Annotated in this window: 17 protein-coding genes; 5 read left to right on the top strand and 12 right to left on the bottom strand. The window is 54.9% G+C overall.

The window, feature by feature from the left end; genetic code table 11:
- Positions 1-35: 35 nt before the first annotated feature.
- From bglB to GO007_RS16215, 3 genes are all read right to left on the bottom strand, one after another.
- The gene (gene bglB / locus GO007_RS16225) at positions 36-1,175 is read right to left on the bottom strand and encodes a beta-galactosidase BglB (RefSeq protein WP_095101648.1); all 1,140 of its coding nucleotides are present in this window, start codon (positions 1,173-1,175) and stop codon (positions 36-38) included.
- 4 nt (positions 1,176-1,179) lie between these two features.
- Positions 1,180-2,763, bottom strand: a complete 1,584-nt coding sequence (locus GO007_RS16220; RefSeq protein ID WP_095101646.1) for an MFS transporter — start codon at positions 2,761-2,763, stop codon at positions 1,180-1,182.
- A 111-nt stretch (positions 2,764-2,874) separates the two neighbouring features.
- Positions 2,875-3,045, bottom strand: coding sequence for a hypothetical protein (locus GO007_RS16215; RefSeq protein ID WP_157349240.1), 171 nt, complete (start codon positions 3,043-3,045; stop codon positions 2,875-2,877).
- 78 nt (positions 3,046-3,123) lie between these two features.
- Between GO007_RS16215 and uspC the strand changes: the two genes are divergently transcribed.
- Entirely contained in the window at positions 3,124-3,552 is a 429-nt protein-coding gene (uspC, locus tag GO007_RS16210) for a universal stress protein UspC (protein ID WP_095101644.1), read from the top strand.
- Between the two features lie 27 nt (positions 3,553-3,579).
- Here the strand turns inward: uspC and otsA are convergent, their stop codons facing one another.
- The 5 genes from otsA to GO007_RS16185 all read right to left on the bottom strand — a co-directional run bounded on the left by otsA (position 3,580) and on the right by GO007_RS16185 (position 9,493).
- The gene (gene otsA / locus GO007_RS16205; protein WP_095101642.1) at positions 3,580-5,004 is read right to left on the bottom strand and encodes an alpha,alpha-trehalose-phosphate synthase; all 1,425 of its coding nucleotides are present in this window, start codon (positions 5,002-5,004) and stop codon (positions 3,580-3,582) included.
- The gene (otsB, locus tag GO007_RS16200; protein WP_095101640.1) at positions 4,979-5,782 is read right to left on the bottom strand and encodes a trehalose-phosphatase; all 804 of its coding nucleotides are present in this window, start codon (positions 5,780-5,782) and stop codon (positions 4,979-4,981) included. Before otsB ends, otsA begins: the two co-directional genes overlap by 26 nt.
- Before the next feature lie 159 nt (positions 5,783-5,941).
- Positions 5,942-6,922 carry an L-arabinose ABC transporter permease AraH gene (gene araH / locus GO007_RS16195; RefSeq protein ID WP_095101638.1) on the bottom strand — a complete coding sequence of 327 codons (981 nt, stop codon included), beginning with the start codon at positions 6,920-6,922 and terminating at the stop codon, positions 5,942-5,944.
- Between the two features lie 15 nt (positions 6,923-6,937).
- Positions 6,938-8,452, bottom strand: a complete 1,515-nt coding sequence (gene araG / locus GO007_RS16190) for an L-arabinose ABC transporter ATP-binding protein AraG (protein ID WP_095101636.1) — start codon at positions 8,450-8,452, stop codon at positions 6,938-6,940.
- Positions 8,453-8,512: 60 nt separating this feature from the next.
- Positions 8,513-9,493: an arabinose ABC transporter substrate-binding protein gene (locus tag GO007_RS16185; protein ID WP_095101634.1), complete on the bottom strand. Its 981-nt coding sequence runs from the start codon at positions 9,491-9,493 to the stop codon at positions 8,513-8,515.
- Between the two features lie 923 nt (positions 9,494-10,416).
- Here GO007_RS16185 and GO007_RS16180 point away from each other — a divergent pair.
- Entirely contained in the window at positions 10,417-10,920 is a 504-nt protein-coding gene (locus GO007_RS16180; RefSeq protein WP_095101632.1) for a non-heme ferritin-like protein, read from the top strand.
- Between the two features lie 460 nt (positions 10,921-11,380).
- Positions 11,381-12,898, top strand: a complete 1,518-nt coding sequence (locus tag GO007_RS16175; RefSeq protein WP_189339887.1) for an MFS transporter — start codon at positions 11,381-11,383, stop codon at positions 12,896-12,898.
- Between the two features lie 37 nt (positions 12,899-12,935).
- On the opposite strand, the gene GO007_RS16170 is transcribed toward GO007_RS16175, so the two are convergent.
- Both GO007_RS16170 and azuC read right to left on the bottom strand, forming a co-directional pair.
- Entirely contained in the window at positions 12,936-13,187 is a 252-nt protein-coding gene (locus GO007_RS16170; protein ID WP_095101628.1) for a DUF2766 family protein, read from the bottom strand.
- A 79-nt stretch (positions 13,188-13,266) separates the two neighbouring features.
- The gene (gene azuC / locus GO007_RS29595) at positions 13,267-13,350 is read right to left on the bottom strand and encodes a stress response protein AzuC (RefSeq protein ID WP_095101626.1); all 84 of its coding nucleotides are present in this window, start codon (positions 13,348-13,350) and stop codon (positions 13,267-13,269) included.
- A gap of 197 nt (positions 13,351-13,547) precedes the next feature.
- Between azuC and GO007_RS16160 the strand changes: the two genes are divergently transcribed.
- Positions 13,548-14,969, top strand: coding sequence for an MFS transporter (locus tag GO007_RS16160; protein WP_095101624.1), 1,422 nt, complete (start codon positions 13,548-13,550; stop codon positions 14,967-14,969).
- A gap of 38 nt (positions 14,970-15,007) precedes the next feature.
- On the opposite strand, the gene GO007_RS16155 is transcribed toward GO007_RS16160, so the two are convergent.
- Positions 15,008-15,646, bottom strand: a complete 639-nt coding sequence (locus tag GO007_RS16155) for an RpiB/LacA/LacB family sugar-phosphate isomerase (protein WP_095101622.1) — start codon at positions 15,644-15,646, stop codon at positions 15,008-15,010.
- A gap of 439 nt (positions 15,647-16,085) precedes the next feature.
- Here GO007_RS16155 and ftnA point away from each other — a divergent pair, with 439 nt between their 5' ends.
- A complete protein-coding gene (ftnA, locus tag GO007_RS16150) occupies positions 16,086-16,583 on the top strand; it encodes a non-heme ferritin (RefSeq protein WP_045859271.1) in 498 nt (165 codons plus the stop codon).
- Positions 16,584-16,619: 36 nt separating this feature from the next.
- On the opposite strand, the gene GO007_RS16145 is transcribed toward ftnA, so the two are convergent.
- Positions 16,620-16,859 carry a YecH family metal-binding protein gene (locus GO007_RS16145; RefSeq protein WP_095101620.1) on the bottom strand — a complete coding sequence of 80 codons (240 nt, stop codon included), beginning with the start codon at positions 16,857-16,859 and terminating at the stop codon, positions 16,620-16,622.
- Positions 16,860-16,876: the final 17 nt, after the last annotated feature.

Below are 16,876 nucleotides of genomic sequence, written 5' to 3'. Positions count from 1 at the left end.
GCCCGCGCTGCGCTGAGCCGGGAGACGGTTCGCCGTCAGAAATACCTACGCAGATATTCCGTCATGCACAGGATCGCCATCGCCTGCCCGTACGGCATCGAGGTGAGCGGGATCTGGCGATAGAAATCGAGATTCGAGCCCATTCCGGTGCCGAATGAGGTTTGCAGCAGCTCCCCCTGTGGAGAGATATTTTGCACAATCCCGCGCATGGCCTTCTCCGCGACGCTCGCATACTCCCGGCTCACGTAGCGTTTACGTACCGCCTTCAGAATTCCGTGGGCAAAACCGGCGGTTGCCGACGCTTCAAGATACGAGTCCGGGTCGTCCAGCAGCGTATGCCACAGACCGCTCTCGTCCTGACATTGTGCCAGCGCCTCAATTTGCGTATTCAGTACCTGAAGCAGATAGCGCCGCACCGCGCTGTGCTCGGGGAGGTCCACCAGCTCGAGAAAGTCCGGGATCACCATCGTCAGCCAGCTGTTGCCGCGCGCCCAGCGGGCCCGGGCGAAATTATGCCGCCCCTCATAGCTCCAGCCGTGGAACCACAGCCCGCTTTCCCGGTCCATCAGGTTCTGCACGTGGAGTAAAAACTGGTACACCGCCTCTTCCACATACTGCGGTCGGTTGAGCAATTTACCGATCTTCGCCAGCGGCAACACGGTCATCATCAGCGTGTCATCCCACATCTGCTGATGATTCTCCTCCGCCAGGGTAATGTGCTGCATCCCGCCATGATCGGTACGCGGCATCTCGTTCATCGCCCACTCGGCCCAGCTGTCGAGCCACGGCAGGTACTCCTGCCTGCCGGTCTCCTCATAGCGCCAGGCCAGGGTCAGGAATGGCGCCATGGTGTTGACGTTTTTGCTGGTCGCGCCTTCAGCGAAGCGATCCGCAAACCAGCTATCGATAATATCGCGCATCGCGATATCTCCGGTCTGCTGGTAGTACTGGTAGATCCCGTATAAACCGACGCCGTGGGTCCACTCCCAGCCGGCCCACCCTTTGGTATCAATGACCCGCCCATCGTCCAGCCGTAGCAGAAACGCGCCCGTTTCATCCTTAATATTGACCAGATTGTCGGTCACTTTTTGAATAAGCGCCTGCAGCTCGTTGCGCGCAATAAAGTGCTCCGGCTGACGCAGTAAGGGACTATGTTTGACAGGCCAAACCTTCATATTATTAACCTCTGTTCAATGTCGAATTCATTTCAGCACCCTGCTTCAGGGACGGCGCGGCAGGTTTATTACGATTCAGATAGCCAATGTTGTTATTTCCCCACAGGCATGAGTAAGGCATACCGGCCAGCATCTCCACCACCGCACGATCCTCGGCGCGGGTCAGCTCTGGCTGCACCCGGCCCGATTCGCGCATCTTGCGCGTTTCGGCGTGCAGCACGCCGTGGGTTTCGAGGTTGAGCTTAAAGCGCAGGGAGACGAGGAAACCGCAGGCCAGCACCAGCAGCGTGCCCACGCTGAGAATTAACAGGATGGTGTGGCTAACCTCATAGGGCTGCGTTTTCTGCCCGGAGACAAAGCCGGATAGCTGCATGATGATGCCCACCAGCATCACCGCCCCCGCCTGAGACGCCTTGCGGGTCAGCGTCATAATGCCGGCGAAAATGCCCTCCCGACGCTGGCCGGTAATCACCTCGTCGACGTCGGCAATATAGGTGTAGGTGTTCCACGGAACATAGTTGATCCCGCCGCGACCGAGGCCGGCAATGGCGGAAATCAGCAGCAGCAGCGAATAAACGTCGCTCAGCCCGGCATAATAAAGCATCGCATATGAGAGCGAGCCGAGGCCGAACAGAACCACCACCATCCGATAGGACGGCGCCGGCCCAAAGCGAATGCACAGCGGGATCATGGCAATGACCGCAATAAACTGGAAGATGGCCATAGTGCCGAGCAGGTTGGATGCCACCGCGGCTTCCTGCATCAGCACGAAGACCACGTAGTAGGTGAAGACGGCGTTAAACACGTCCTGAGCAATATAGCCGCCAAGATACATGCCCAGATGCTGGCGGAAGATCTTAATGCGCAGCGTCGAGGTGAGCTCGATAAACAGACGATTGAGGCTCTGCGCCAGCGAGAGATTACGCTTCTCCTCCTCGGCCCGCAGCGCCGTCTCCGACCACTCTTCGCGAGAGCGCTCCCAGGTAAAGAACCAGACAAACGTCAGCATCACTGCGCACAGGATCGAAAACACCAGGCTTGCGTAAAAGAAGGAGACGGCATTGTCCTTGCCAAAGTGGCTAAGCAGCACTCCCGGCAGGAACGAGGCCAGAATTGCCGACATTTGCGCCATCGAAATGCGCGCGCCGGAGAATTTTGTTTTCTGTTTAAAATCATCGGTCATTTCCGGAACCAGGGTTTCGTACGGCACCAGAATCATGGTGTAGACAATATCAAACAGCAGATAGGTCAGCAGGTAGTACCAGAACCCCATATCGCCCACCCACATCATTGAGTAGCTGAATACGCAGGGGATCCCCAGCAGGATAAAGAACTTTCGTCTGCCGAAGCGTTTGCCGAGCCGGGTGGAGCCAAAGTTATCGGTCAGGAACCCCATCAGCGGGCTAATGACCGCATCCAGCACTCTGGCGGTGGCAAAGATAAGCGTTGCCTGAATCGGCGATAAGCCGCAAAAGGTGGTGTAAAAATAGAGCAGCCATGCCGCGGTGAGCGCCGTGGTTCCGGCGCCGAGAAAATCGCCCGATCCATAGGCAAGATAATTAGCCAAACCGATTTTACGTGTTTTCATCGCCGTAAATCCTGTGTCGTTTTTTTTAGAGAACTCCGACAATCTTTCTGGCCAGGCCAAAAGGGAGTTGGTACCCGGCTACAGTAAAAGTATGGAAACGGGCTTACCTTTTCATTTTTGCCAGCCCTCGCCCGGCAATGGCAAAAACGCAAAGAGAGAGTGAACGCGCATCACCGATTTATAAAACAGCATTTCTTTTATAGCAAAACCAGAGACCAATTTTGTGGCTGGGTTGTCAAAATCGCGATTGCGCGCCCTCGGCAAGCGCGTACTTTGCAGCAAACAATAGCCCTTGCGGGAACAGGGAAATCGGAGTAAAGAAAAGAAGAAGGGTTATTTTGCGTATCTCAAGGAGGCTTGATGCCCTACTCACATCTGCTCGTAGCCGTTGCCCCAACGCCGGAAAGCCGTACGCTTATCAGCAAGGCGGTCTCTATCGCGCGTCCGCTTGACGCTAAAATTAGCCTGATAACGCTGGCAACAGACCCGGAAATGTATAACCAGTTTGCGGCGCCAATGTTAGAGAACCTGCGGGATCTGATGCATGAAGAGACCCGCGGCTTTCTCAACGGTCTGGCCCAGGATGCCGGGTATCCGATTGATAAAATCGTCATCGCCAGCGGCGAACTCGGCCATCACGTGAAAGATTTTTGCCAGCTGCATAGGGTGGATCTGGTGATTTGCGGCAACCACAATCACAGCCTGTTTTCCCGCGCGACCTGCTCGGCAAAAAATATCGTCGGCAGCAGCGGCGTTGACGTGCTGCTGATCTCGCTGGAAAAAGGCTAGCGCCGAAGCGCCAGCCTTACGACCGGGCTAAGCCAGTTTGGGGAAGGTTGCCACCTTATGCTGCAGGTGACTCTCCTCATTTCTCGGTTCTATCTGCTTCAGGTCGGCAATAAACCGCTCCTGCCAGCGGTGAATGTCATTATCCTTAACCACCGCCAGCATCGCCGAGTGGCGCGCAATACGTTCGGCCAGCGGCATGGTGAGCGCGCTGTCCAGCGCCGCGGCGACCTCATCGCGATCGTAGGGGTTGACGATTAACGCCGTCGGCAGTTCGTTTGCCGCTCCGGCAAACTGCGACAGCACCAGAACGCCGGGGTTCTGCGGGTCCTGGGCGGCAACAAACTCCTTCGCCACCAGATTCATCCCGTCGCGCAGCGGCGTCACCAGCCCGACGTCGGAATAGCGGAAAATTTTCATCAGCAGCTTGCGTTCAAAATGCTGATTCAGATAGTAGAGCGGCGTCCAGCCCAGCTGACCATACTGGCCGTTAATGCGCCCGGCGGCGGTCTCCAGCTGGTGGCGGATATCCTGATAGGCCTGAACATCGCCGCGTGAGGTCGGGGCAATCTGGGTATAGCGAATCTTGCCGTGATGCTGCGGATATTTCTCCAGCAATGCCTCATAGGCCAGGAAGCGCTCCGGCAGCCCTTTCGAGTAGTCCAGCCGCTCTACGGAAAAGATATTCTGCACGCTCTTGAGTTCGCTTTTGAGCTGCGCCAGCTTCGGCGGCAGCGGCCCTTTGGCGCTACGCGCGATCTCATCAGGATCGATACCAATCGGGTAGACCGCGGTGCGGAACGGCTTGCCCCATGCGAGATGAGCTTTTCCGCTGCGGGTGGTCAGGCGGGTCTGCACCGCGATGCAGTCAAGAAATGCCTGCCGGTCGCTCTCGGTCTGAAAGCCCAGCAGATCGTAGTCGCAGAGCTGCTCAAGCAGCTCGGCATGCGGCGGCAGCGCGTTAAATATTTCCGGCGTCGGGAAGGGAATATGTAAGAAAAAGCCGACCCGATTATTGACCCCGCGCTGGCGCAGCTCGTGCGCCAGCGGCAGCAGATGATAATCGTGGATCCACACAATATCGTCAGGCTCAATCAGCGGCAGCAGTTTGTCCGCCAGCGTCGCGTTGACGCGCTGGTAGCCCTCCCAGGCGTCGCGCTGAAAATCGACCAGATCGAGGCGATAGTGAAACGCGGGCCACAGCACCGCGTTGGAAAAGCGGTTGTAGTACTCATCATGATCCTGCTCGCTAAGGTTAAAGGAGGCCCAGGTAATATTTCCCTGAGTCACCTTTTTCAACGGCTGACGATCGTCGCCAATTTCCCCGCTCCAACCGAACCACAGCCCACCGGCCGCTTTTAAGGCCCCCATAATCCCCACCGCCAGGCCGCCGGCGCTGGCCTTTTTATCATCCGGTGGGGCAATACGATTAGATACTACGACTAAGCGACTCATAGCCATCTCTCCTGTCGGTTAGCGCGTCTGGTTGCTGTCCATTATTCGCAATATTATTTAGCCAAAGGTGCACCGCCGCGACGTCCGGCAAGCGCCAGCGCGCCTGCGTCTCGCCGCCGCCGACTTTTACCGAAACGCCGTCCAGCTGGTTAACGATGCCAAAACCCGCTTCATCGGTTAAGTCGTCACCGACGAATACCGGCCTGCGCCCCTCGAACGGCGCCTCCTGCATAAAGGCGGCAATCGCCTCGCCCTTGTTCACTCCGCGCGGTTTTATCTCGACCACGCACTTGCCTAACTGTAGCGCCAGCAGCGGATAGCTCTTTACCACCTCCTGGGCCAGCGCCAGCACCGCGCTCTGGTGCTGCGGCGCCTGACGATAGTGCAGCGCAAAAGCCATCCCCTTATGCTCAAGCTCACAGCCCGGCAGCGCCTCAAGCGCCAGCGCCAGGCGCGCGTGAAGCTCCTTCTGTAGCGCATCCGGCAGGGAAACGATATGCGTATTCCCATTGATATCACGGCGCTCAGCTCCGTGGACGCCGGCCAGCGGCAACCGGTGAGGACGGGTCAGCTCATCGAGCTCAACCATTGAGCGCCCTGAAATCAATGCCACCGCCCCACGGTGCTGCTGCGCGAGCTGCCGCAGCGCCTGAAGCGCGTTAACCGGGATAACAACCTGATCGGGATGAGGTTTGATATCGGCAAGAGTACCGTCAAGGTCAAAGAAAAATGCGCAATTTCCGGTTGGTACAGGCGGTACAGATATCTGGTCAGCCACCCTGAACTCCTCCTTTCATGACCAGCGTTTCGCTGGCTGTTAACGAATTGTTAGCCATGTAAGTATAGACAGTGTGACGGAGCTCGCCATTTTTGATAGTTATCACCAGCGCAGCGGGCGCTGGTGATATTCCAGGATTAAACTGAAAGGTTGGAGTATTTACACGCTACGCTTTGCCTTCTGCTTGTAGCGATCGAAGATAACCGCCGCCAGCAGGATCACGCCGCGCACCACGTACTGCGAGAAGGGAGAGATATTGAGCAGGTTCATCGCATTCTCGACGGTGCCGAGGATCAGGATCCCGGCGATCACGTACGAAATCTTACCGATCCCCCCTTTTAGCGACACGCCGCCCAGCACGCAGGCGGAGATCACAATCAGCTCATAGCCAATCGAGGTCATCGGCTGGCCGCTGGTCATTCGCGATGCCAGAATAATCCCCGCCGCGGCAGAAACCAGGCCGGAGATAACGAAGATAATAATCCTGGTACGCACTACCGGCACCCCGGCCAGACGCGCCGCCTCCTCGTTGCCGCCGATTGCCAGGGTATTACGGCCAAAGGTGGTTTTATTCAACAGCAGGCCGAAGATTATCAGGCAGCCCACGGTCAGCCAAATCGGCGCCGGCAGGCCGAACCAGTTGGCGTAGCCGAGGGTGAAGAAGCGCTCATCTTCAATGCCCACCGCTTTGCCATCGGAGATAATATAGGCCAGCCCGCGAACAATCTGCATCGTCGCCAGGGTGGTGATCAGGGCGTTGATTTTCAGCCTGGCGATAACAAAACCGTTGACCAGGCCGCTTAACGCCCCCAGCAGCAGGCCGGCGGCAATGCCAATCCACATGCTTTCGGTGAGGTTGATGACCACGGCGGTCGTCACGCCCGCACAGGCGATAACCGACGCGACCGAAAGATCAAAATCACCGGATGCCAGGCAAAACAGCATCCCGCAGGCTACCATTCCGGACATCGAAATCGCCAGCCCGAGTCCTTTCATATTGATGAAAGAGGCAAAGTTCGGCACAAAAATCACGCAGCCGATAAACAGCACGGCAAAGACGACCAGCATCCCAAACTGATCCCAGATACGGGCAAAGCTGAAGGCGGATCGACGGGTATTTGAGGTGGTAACAGAGGACATCATAGGCTCCTTTACTCAGGCGACCGCCTGGCTCACTTTTGGCATCGCAAGGCTTAACGCCTGCTGTTCATTCGCATCTTCATGCAGCAGCTCACCCGCCACTTCCCCTTCGCGCATCACGACGATGCGATCCGCAACGCCAAGCACTTCGGGTAAATCGCTGGAGGCAAAGACCACGGCCACGCCGGATGCCGCCAGCGCATAGATGACGTTGTAGATTTCATGCCTGGCGCCGACGTCGATACCGCGGGTCGGCTCGTCGAGCAGGATCACCTTCATCTCCTCGGAGAGCCAGCGCCCCAAAATCGCCTTTTGCTGATTACCGCCGGAGAGGTTCATAATCAGCTGTTCAGGTCCCGGCGTTTTAATATTAAGGGACTGAATATGTCGGTCGGCGTTCTGCGCCTCCCAGCCGTTGTTAATCAGGCAACCGGCGTGAATATGCTTACGTCGGGCGCTGATGTTGATATTGTCGCGCACCGAATGCACCGGAATAATGCCTTCGGCTTTACGATCCTCCGGACACAGCATCATCCCGGCCTGAATGGCCTGCGCCGGTTTACGAATATCGATGGCTTCCCCGTCGATGTACACCTGACCGCCGGCGATCCGGGTGCCGCCAAACAGCCCTTTCAGCAGCTCGCTGCGTCCGGCACCCACCAGGCCAAAGAGGCCGACGATTTCTCCGCTGCGCACCGCCAGGCTAACCGGCGTTCTCACGCCCGGCGCTTTTACCTGCTCCAGACGCAAGCGCTCATTGCCGTACTCGCGCGGCTTCCAGCCGTAGATATCGCCCAAATCGCGCCCCACCATCGCCTGTACCAGCGCGTCGTGGCTCACCGTTTGCATATCGTCGAAGGTGCGCACATAGCGGCCATCCTTGAAGACGGTGATCGCGTCGCTTAGCGCAAAGATCTCCGCCATGCGGTGCGAGACGTAAATAATGACCCGCCCTTCCTGACGCAGCTCGCGAATGACCCGAAACAGGTTGTCAATTTCACGGGCGGAAAGGGAGCTGGTCGGTTCATCAAAGGCGATAACTTTGGCGTTGCGCGTCAGCGCCTTGGCGATCTCCACCATTTGCCATTGACCAATAGAGAGATACTTCAACGGCGTCTGCGGATCGATATCCAGACCCAGATGTTCCAGCTGCAGCCGTGCTTCGTAGTTAAGAAGCTTGCGGTCCACCATGCCGTATTTATGCGGAAGCTGGCCGAGGTAGATATTTTCCGCGACGGTCATTTCCGGTACCAGGTGCAGCTCCTGGTAAATAATGGCGATCCCGGCGTTAAGCGCCTCGGTGGCGTTGCTAAACGCCAGCTGCTGGCCGCGGATATGCAGACTGCCCGCGGTCGGTATATAGTTGCCGCTGAGGATCTTCAGCAGCGTGGATTTTCCGGCGCCGTTTTCTCCCATCAGGGCGTGAACCTGGCCGGCATAGCAGTCAAAGCTAATATCGGACAGCGCCTTAACGCCCGGGAAAGTCATGGTGATGCCGCGAAATGAGAGATAAGGGGTAGACTGTTGCATAACGACTCCGCTCTACTGCGCTCAGCCTCCCGCCGCTGCGGGAGGCATGGTTAGCAGGCCTTACAGCCCTTTTTTCGCCAGCTCTTCTTTGAAGTTATCGCGAGTAATCAGGACGACATCGGTCACCGCGGTGAATTTCGGCGGTTCGGCGCCCTTCGTTACCCAGTTGTAGAGCATCTCGCTGGTTTTGTAGCCGTGGATATCCGGGCTAGGCAGCAGAGAGCCGTAGAAGCCGGTGGCCTGCGCCTTGGAGAGTTCGTTGACCGCATCAACGCCGTTAATACCGATACCAATCACGTCCGGAGCCTTGAAGCCCTGCCCTTCGGTGGCGCGAACGCCGCCCAGGACGGTGTTATCGTTCATACCGACGATCAGCCAGTGTTTTACCTGCGGGTGCTGGACCAGCATCGAGTTGCCGGCATCGAAGGCGCCGGGAATATCGTTAGATTTCGTCGGCACGCGGTAGATCTGTTTATCCGGGAAGCCGGCGGCTTTCAGCGCATCCAGCGAACCGGTCGTGCGGCGACGCGCGGTATCGAGCTCATCGGCGGTAATCGCCATCACCCCGGTATCCTTCACTTCCCAGCCGCGTTTTTGCATCTCTTTATACAGCTCCTGGCCCTGCCGAGCGCCGATCTCGCTGGCGGCCATCATCACCAGCGGAACGCTCTCCATCGGTTTACCTTTGGCATTAACGAACTGATCGTCGACGGTGATCACTTTCATGTCATAGCCGCGAGCTTTGGCGACAATCGCCGCCCCGAGCTTCGGATCCGGGGTACAAATGACAAACCCTTTCGCACCGCTGGCGGCCAGGCTGTCGATAGCGTTGAGCGTTTTTTCGCCGTCCGGGACCGCGATTTTAATGACCTCAAAACCTAAATCTTTGCCGGCCTTATCGGCGAATTTCCATTCAGTTTGAAACCACGGCTCTTCCGGTTGCTTGACCAGAAAACCGAGCTTAAGCGTTTCCGCCATAGCTGATTGTGACATAACCGCAGCGAGACCAATCGCCGCCAGCGCTTTAGTAAATTTGTGCATGGTAAACTCCAGCTTAAATTCGCTTTTATGTAGGGAAATATCGGATCTAAAAATTTTTATCAGGCTTAAAACAAGGCATTAGAAAAAACTCATCCAACGATGTCGTTGTTGAAATAGTAATAGCTGGAAATCAATTCTCCATACGAGAGCATTATCACACCACGGAATTACAGTAATTGAGTGCATAAATTCAGCGAAAAATGACATAAAAAAAGCGCTAATTGTCAGACAATTAGCGCAGGTATCAGCAGTATTATCCATATCACCAGCAGAGTTATCCCTGTGGAACGCCTCAGCGAAACGCGGGCAACATGCGGGCCCGCAATCGGCGGAATCTTTTTTCAATCCCCCGCTCCCGCCCTCCCGACGATTTCAGGCGGCAAAGATGACATCATGCTTTATTGATAAAAGATTCATCGTCTTGAAATATTATTACGGAGAATGTTCAGCAATAAAAATTAAAAAATGATCCAGCGCAATGTTAGCCAGCCGCATCATGAAAATTAAATGCCGGGTTTAAACATCCGGCACTTTTATTTGCACTAAGCAATACTCATGTAAACATCATATATCTACGTAATACGAATGAGCAGTTTGATAAGCCCGGTAAGCAAAACAATAAAAAATGAATAAAATCAAAATATTGTAAATTTACTCTCGTAGAGAAAACGTTGAGAAACGGCCTGCCACCACAGGATGGTGTAACTAAAGGTAAATCCCTCTGGTTAAGAGTTTTCTTAAGTAAATTCTGAGAGTATTCTATATTTGTGGTCATCAGCAATATCATTTCCGGCCACCAATGGAGAGCGTGGAATTATATTATTCCGCCAGTAAAGTTTGCGTAAAGGTCTCGTATTGAAGCTGTTTGTAGGCGCAAGCCCTTAACCCGCGAAGGCCCCCTTCCAGATTAATAAGGATATTTTATGGTAATTGCAGAAATGGCTCAAAAGCTGAATAACCAGATGAATCTTGAGTTCCGCGCGTCGAACTCGTATCTGCATCTGAGCGAATGGTGCGCGCAGCGGCGCCTGAACGGCACCGCGACGTTTCTCCGCTCGCAGGCGCAGTCCAGCGTCACGCTGATGATGCGGGTATTCGATTTCATGAAAAAGGGCGGTGAGTGGCCTATCGTGAAAGCCGAAGGGACCTACCGCCAGGAGTGCAGCTCCCTCGAGGATCTGTTTACCCAAACCCTTGCCGACTATGAACAGCGCAGCAGCCTGCTCGCCGGGCTGGCAGAAGAAGCCAAAGCGCAAAGCGATGATTCCACCTGGCGCTTTTTAACCCTGTTAGAGAAAGAGCAGCAGCAGGACGGCATTCTCCTGAAAACCGTCCTCGACGAAGTGCGTAACGCCGATAAGGCCGGCATCTGTCTGCAGCAAACCGACCGCCGCCTGATGGATCTGGTTGCTCAGCAGCGCCATTAATTCCGCTCCGGCGCACGCCGCATCAGCGGTTCCTTCAGGCGGGATAAAGCCGGAAGCAACCGCTGCAACGCACCGTTGTAGGCACCGTTCGAGCGGTGAATGAAAGGTGCCTGATAATCCCCGTCCCGCTGCGTCCCGTCATCGCCAACCCTATTTCAGGGCGCAGTCGCCCTCTGTTCAGCATCGCTTCAGAGCTCCCCGGCATGACCCTCTCGTCCCGCTACCCTGACTTTTTGGCGCTCCAGCGTCATTTGTTATTCCTGAAAAGTATTAAAAACTTTTAACCCGATCGCATTACTGCGCAGGTAAATCACCTTACCGATGATTAGTGACCGGGATCACTTTTTACGCCATGAGTTAATAATATAAAAACATCGTTTCAAAAATTTAAAACAAGAGGTTTATATTAATGGCAAGATACGCGGCTTCAGCCTCGCAAGGGCTGCAGGGAAGACCGATTTTGTTACGCCATCAGCTCGCCTACGGCGGCGGCAACTTACTGGGGAGCGGCGCGCTGGCAATCAGCGGCGCATGGTTACTTTATTTTTATACAACGTTTTGCGGGCTGACGCTGATCGAGGCCTCGTTAATTTTCTCGATCGCCAGCATTATCGACGCCATCAGTAACCCGTTAATGGGCTACCTGACCGATAACTTCGGTAAAACGCGGCTCGGCAAACGCTTTGGGCGGCGGCGCTTCTTTTTGCTCATCGGCATTCCGCTGATGATGTTTTACCCTCTGCTGTGGGTCGAGGGCCTCGGCTTTTGGTACTACCTCAGCACTTACGTCATCTTCGAAATTATTTATACCTCAATCATGGTGCCCTACGAAACGTTGGCCACCGAAATGACCGACGATTTCTCATTACGCTCTAAGCTAACCGGTTATAAAGCCATTTTTGGCAAGCTGGCGAACTTCCTCGCGGCCTTTATTCCGGGGCAGTTCATCCTGCTATACGGCAAGGATTCCGCTACTCCGTTCTTCCTGACCGGGTTGACCTATGGGATCATCCTTGTCACCGCTATCTCCTGCCTGTGGTACTGCAGCTGGGAGCGTCCGCGTGAAGAAGGAAGCAGCGTCAGCGAGAAGAAAGGGCTGCTTAATACGCTGCTGCTGCTGGCAAAAGATATGCGTTCGACTTTTTATTTACGCGTCTTCCGCAAGCATCTCGGCATGTATCTGTGTGGTTTTGGCGCAGAATGGCTGTTCGCCTCCATCTTTACCTATTTTGTGATCTTCGTTCTGCAGCACGATCCGGCGATGGTCGCCGGGCTAAACAGCCTGAACTCAATTCTGCAGCTCGTCTCTACCGCGCTGTTCATCGGCCTGTGCGTGAAAAAAGGCTTCAGCAAGCCCTATATCCTCGCGCTGAGCGTCGTCATTTTCTCGGTACTGCTGTACACCTCGCTGTGGTTCTTCCATCTTCCGGCGCACCTCGCCACCGTTCTGATGTTCGGGATCACCGTCCTGTTTGGCCTTGGCACCGGCGGCGTGTATTACATCCCGTGGACCGTTTATACCTTCCTTGCCGATGTGGATGAGATCTACACCGGCCGCCGTCGCGAGGGAATTTATGCCGGCGCGATGACCTTCTCCGGGAAAATATTACGCTCCGTCATCGTCTTCACCATGGGGGCCATTCTCAGCTTCTACGGATTCCAGTCGAAGGCGCACACCCAACCGGAAAGCGCGGTAACGGCAATTGCCGTGGTGTTCTGTACCGGAGTGGTGCTGCTGGCTCTGGCAGCGATCGTGTTCAGCAAACAGATGAAGCTGGATCGCAAAGCCCATATGGTTGTCTTACAGGAGGTCGCGCGGATTAAAGCAGGAGGTAAAATCGCCGATATCGCGCCGGAGGTACGCGTTATCGTTGAGGATTTAGTCGGCCATCGCTATGAAGAGTGCTGGGGTAACAGCAAGCTGTTTAAGGGCGAAGAGGCTACCCCGGCCCGTTCCGCCGTCTCCCATCAGGCCTGATGACGCCCCGCCGCGGCCGGCGGCGGGGTAAAACGAATTAGTGCGCTTCGCTTTGCGGGGTGAACTTCAGCTCAATCAGCGCAATCGCCTTTTGCACCGCGCGCAGCGTAACCGGGTCGGATGACGAAGGATGGCTAGAAAAATCAATAGCTTTAAGCTGAGTCGCCATCTTTTCGCGCACCTCTACAGGGGCGATAACGTCAATGACGTCGAGGATCTGTTTGATAACCAGCTGACAGGCAACAACGTCGGAAACCAGCTCGTCTTGTTCGGTAAGGTGTTGAGACATTTTTTACTCCTTTTTGCAGGAGCGTAATAGTACCCTAAATCTGCTGAGATAAAAAAACCTGCCGCAGCAGGTTTTTTTATCAGAACATGCCGGCCGGCGGCACATCTTTGAAGGTCTTGCAGTAGGTGTCGAAAATGTTTTTCAGGATCTTGCGCAGCTTCATGGAGTCACTCCGTTTTGTTATGCAGGTGTTAATGTTTGTGCGACCATAATATGACCAATATCACAAAAATCAATTTAAATGTGCGCTAAATCACAAAAATAATTGCAGACTGAATTTTAAATTTAACAAAAAGCGAGCGGAGCCGGAGCGTTCCCCCTCTCCTGCTCACGATCTCTGCAGGCTATGGCAACAACACAATGACGACAAACATCTCCGCCCGGGAAGACCGGGCGTTCTCGGCGCCAGCGCTGCTGGTTGCCGGGGCTTTTTTCATGGAGTTTCTCGACGGCACGGTGATCGCCACCGCGCTACCGGACATGGCGAAAGATTTTGGCGTGGCGGCGGTGGACCTCAATATCGGGATCAGCGCCTACCTGATTACGCTAGCGGTTTTGATCCCGGCCAGCGGCTGGATAGCCGATCGTTTCGGCGCGCGCAGGGTCTTCACCCTCGCGCTGGCGATTTTTACCCTTGCCTCGGTATTTTGCGGCCTTTCAACCAACGTCGATACCTTCGTCGCCATGCGTATCCTGCAGGGGATGGGCGGCGCTTTGATGGTCCCGGTCGGCCGTCTGGCGGTGCTGCGTACCACCCCGAAACACCAGCTGATTAAGGCCATTGCGACGCTGACCTGGCCCGCGCTGGTGGCGCCGATCGTTGGTCCGCCGCTGGGCGGTTTTATTACCAGTTACGCCAGCTGGCACTGGATTTTCTTTATTAACGTCCCGCTGGGTCTCGCGGCGATGGCGCTGTCGCTGCGCATTATTCCCGATATCCGCGAGGAGGAGCGGCGGCCGTTCGACCTTCCCGGCTTCCTGGCCACAGCGGTTGCGATGGTCAGCCTGGTCAGCGCGATGGAGATCCTTGGCGATAACCGGCCCGAGGGCTGGAAAACCCTGGCTCTGCTGGGGCTTGGGATCGGCTGCATGCTGTTCTCGCTGCGCCACTTCCGCCGCGCCGCCTGGCCGATGGTGCGCCTCGATGCGCTGCAGGTCCCCACATTCCGGGTCACAATGTACGGCGGCTCGCTATTTCGCGCCTCCATCAGCGCCGTACCTTTCCTGCTGCCGCTGCTGTTCCAGGTCGGATTCGGCATGGATCCTTTCCACTCAGGGCTGCTGGTGCTCGCCGTCTTCGTCGGCAACTTCACGATTAAGCCCGCCACCACGCCGCTTATCCGCTGGCTCGGCTTTCGCCGTCTGCTGTTGATTAACGGTGCGCTCAACGTTATTTCGCTGCTGGCCTGCGCATTTTTGACCCCGCAAACGCCGGCGTGGTTAATTCTGCTGATCCTGTTTCTTGGCGGCGTGTTCCGTTCAATTCAGTTCACCGGCATCAGCACTCTGGCCTTTTCCGATGTGCCCTCCACGCAAATGAGCTACGCCAACACCTTGTTCAGCACCGCGTCGCAGCTGGCGGTTGGCCTAGGTATAACTCTTGGCGCGATAGGTATTCGTATCGGGGAAAAGCTGAGCGAATGGCTAACCTTAGCGACCCTGCCCGGCATCAGTTTTCGACTCTCGTTTGTGTTTATCGCGTTGATTTGTCTGGTAGGAATGGTGGATAGCCTGAAGCTGGCCGAGGATGCGGGAAGCAGCGTGTCGAACAAAAAAACCTAAGCGAAAGCAGGGCCAGCCGCGGCTGACCCTGATGGTGATTAGCCGACGATTTGGCGAATAAACGCTTCGATCTCTTTATCCTGGCAATTCTCGAAGAAGCACTGCTGGAAGCGCGGGCCAGAGACGGCGGTTTTAACCAGTTCCGGGTCGATGGCGCGCAGCGTATCCAGGTAATTCTCTTTCACCACCGCCGCTTTCACCGTATTCAGGATACCGGCATTACGTACCTGCGGCTCTTTACGCTCTGGCGGATAGCCTTCTCCGTTACGGCCGGTGAACGCTTTTTCGAAAATAAAGCGCACGTTCAGCTCTGCGCCCCAGCCGAAACCTTTAGCAAACGGCAGAGAGAGCGCATTGCCGTTGTTGATCTGGGCAAACAGGAAAGCGTCGGCAGGATCGATACAGTAGCCGCACACCACGCCCGGGTGGATATTCAAAGACATCAGCGCGCCCTGGCCGGTGCCGCAGCCGGTGACTACGAAGTCCACCGCTTTTGAATTCAGCAGAATGCTGGCCATGATGCCCAGATGGATATAGGTCAGGTGATGATCGTGCTCATCGCTCATACCCACGTTGTAAACCGGGAAACCTTTCTCGTCGGCAACGGCGTTGAGCTCGTTGAGGATGATGGCATTTTTGTTTGCCTGGCTGTTTTCCATCATCAGTGCAATTTTCATGCTTTACTCTCCTGAATGCTTTGCGGGTACTTCCGCGCTAGGTCGTTAACGTTGGTATGACATTACTACTTAACAAACACACTTTCAAATTTTATGAAAAGTTGTTTTATAAATTACGTAGCGCTTCACACTTTTACCCTCGCGCCCCGCTACCCGCCCTTCCCGCATCCGCTTTCCTGCCTGGCCCCGATCGGCAAACCCGCGCGAAGCTCTCAGTCGTCAGCCATACGGTATCTCATATTTATCCGGCGCGCGCTCATCGCTATTTTATTAAATATCAATTAAAACCATTCTCATTAATTATTAAATTGCCAATGCGTTTTATTCCCATTTGCATTTTTAATAAATGAGTTTTTTAATTTACTTTTTGCAAATAAATAAATAACAAATTATAGTGAGCACACAATAAACTTTATGCCTATATTTTGGAGCACGCGCTATGCTGAAAACAGAAATGATCGATAAGCTCAATGAGCAGATGAACCTTGAACTCTATTCCTCTTTGCTTTATCAGCAAATGAGCGCATGGTGCAGCTATCATAGCTTCGAAGGGGCGGCGGCGTTTCTCCGTCGTCACGCTCAGGAAGAGATGACCCATATGCAGCGCCTGTTTGACTACCTGACTGACACCGGCAGCCTGCCGTGCATCAACGCCATTGCCTCGCCGTTTGCCGAGTACGCATCGCTGGATGAGCTGTTCCGCGTCACCTACGAACACGAGCAGCTGATCACGCAGCAAATTAATGCTCTGGCCCACGCCGCGATGTCTGCTCAGGATTATCCGACCTTTAATTTCCTGCAGTGGTATGTTGCCGAGCAGCACGAAGAAGAAAAACTGTTTAAATCCGTTATTGATAAACTTACCCTCGCCGGTAAAAGCGGCGAAGGTCTGTACTTTATTGATAAAGACCTGGCAACGCTCGATACGCAAAAATAATGAAGTCGGCGACGATGCTTCGGCATTGTCGCCCGATTAATGCTGACAGATTTTGCTTTCGCTGGTATTAAACCCGGCGTCTGCGGCAATAAACTTCCCTTTCTTTTGTAGAAATATCACCAGCTCCCCAGCGGTCAGATTTTCCGCCGAACAGGTGTGAAAACGGGCGTCGCTACCAAAGCGGGCGACTATCGCAGCTTCAAGACTGGCAACGCTGTAGGGTTCGCCCGAAGCGAGCATCATCTGCAGAACTTCATGACCGTGAATAGATTGCATAACTCCTCCTGTAAAGT

Origin of the sequence: Klebsiella sp. 10-1, from assembly GCF_009758445.1 — a bacterium.
Taxonomy (GTDB): domain Bacteria; phylum Pseudomonadota; class Gammaproteobacteria; order Enterobacterales; family Enterobacteriaceae; genus Klebsiella; species Klebsiella scottii.
This window is presented reverse-complemented; position numbering and strand designations above follow the sequence as displayed.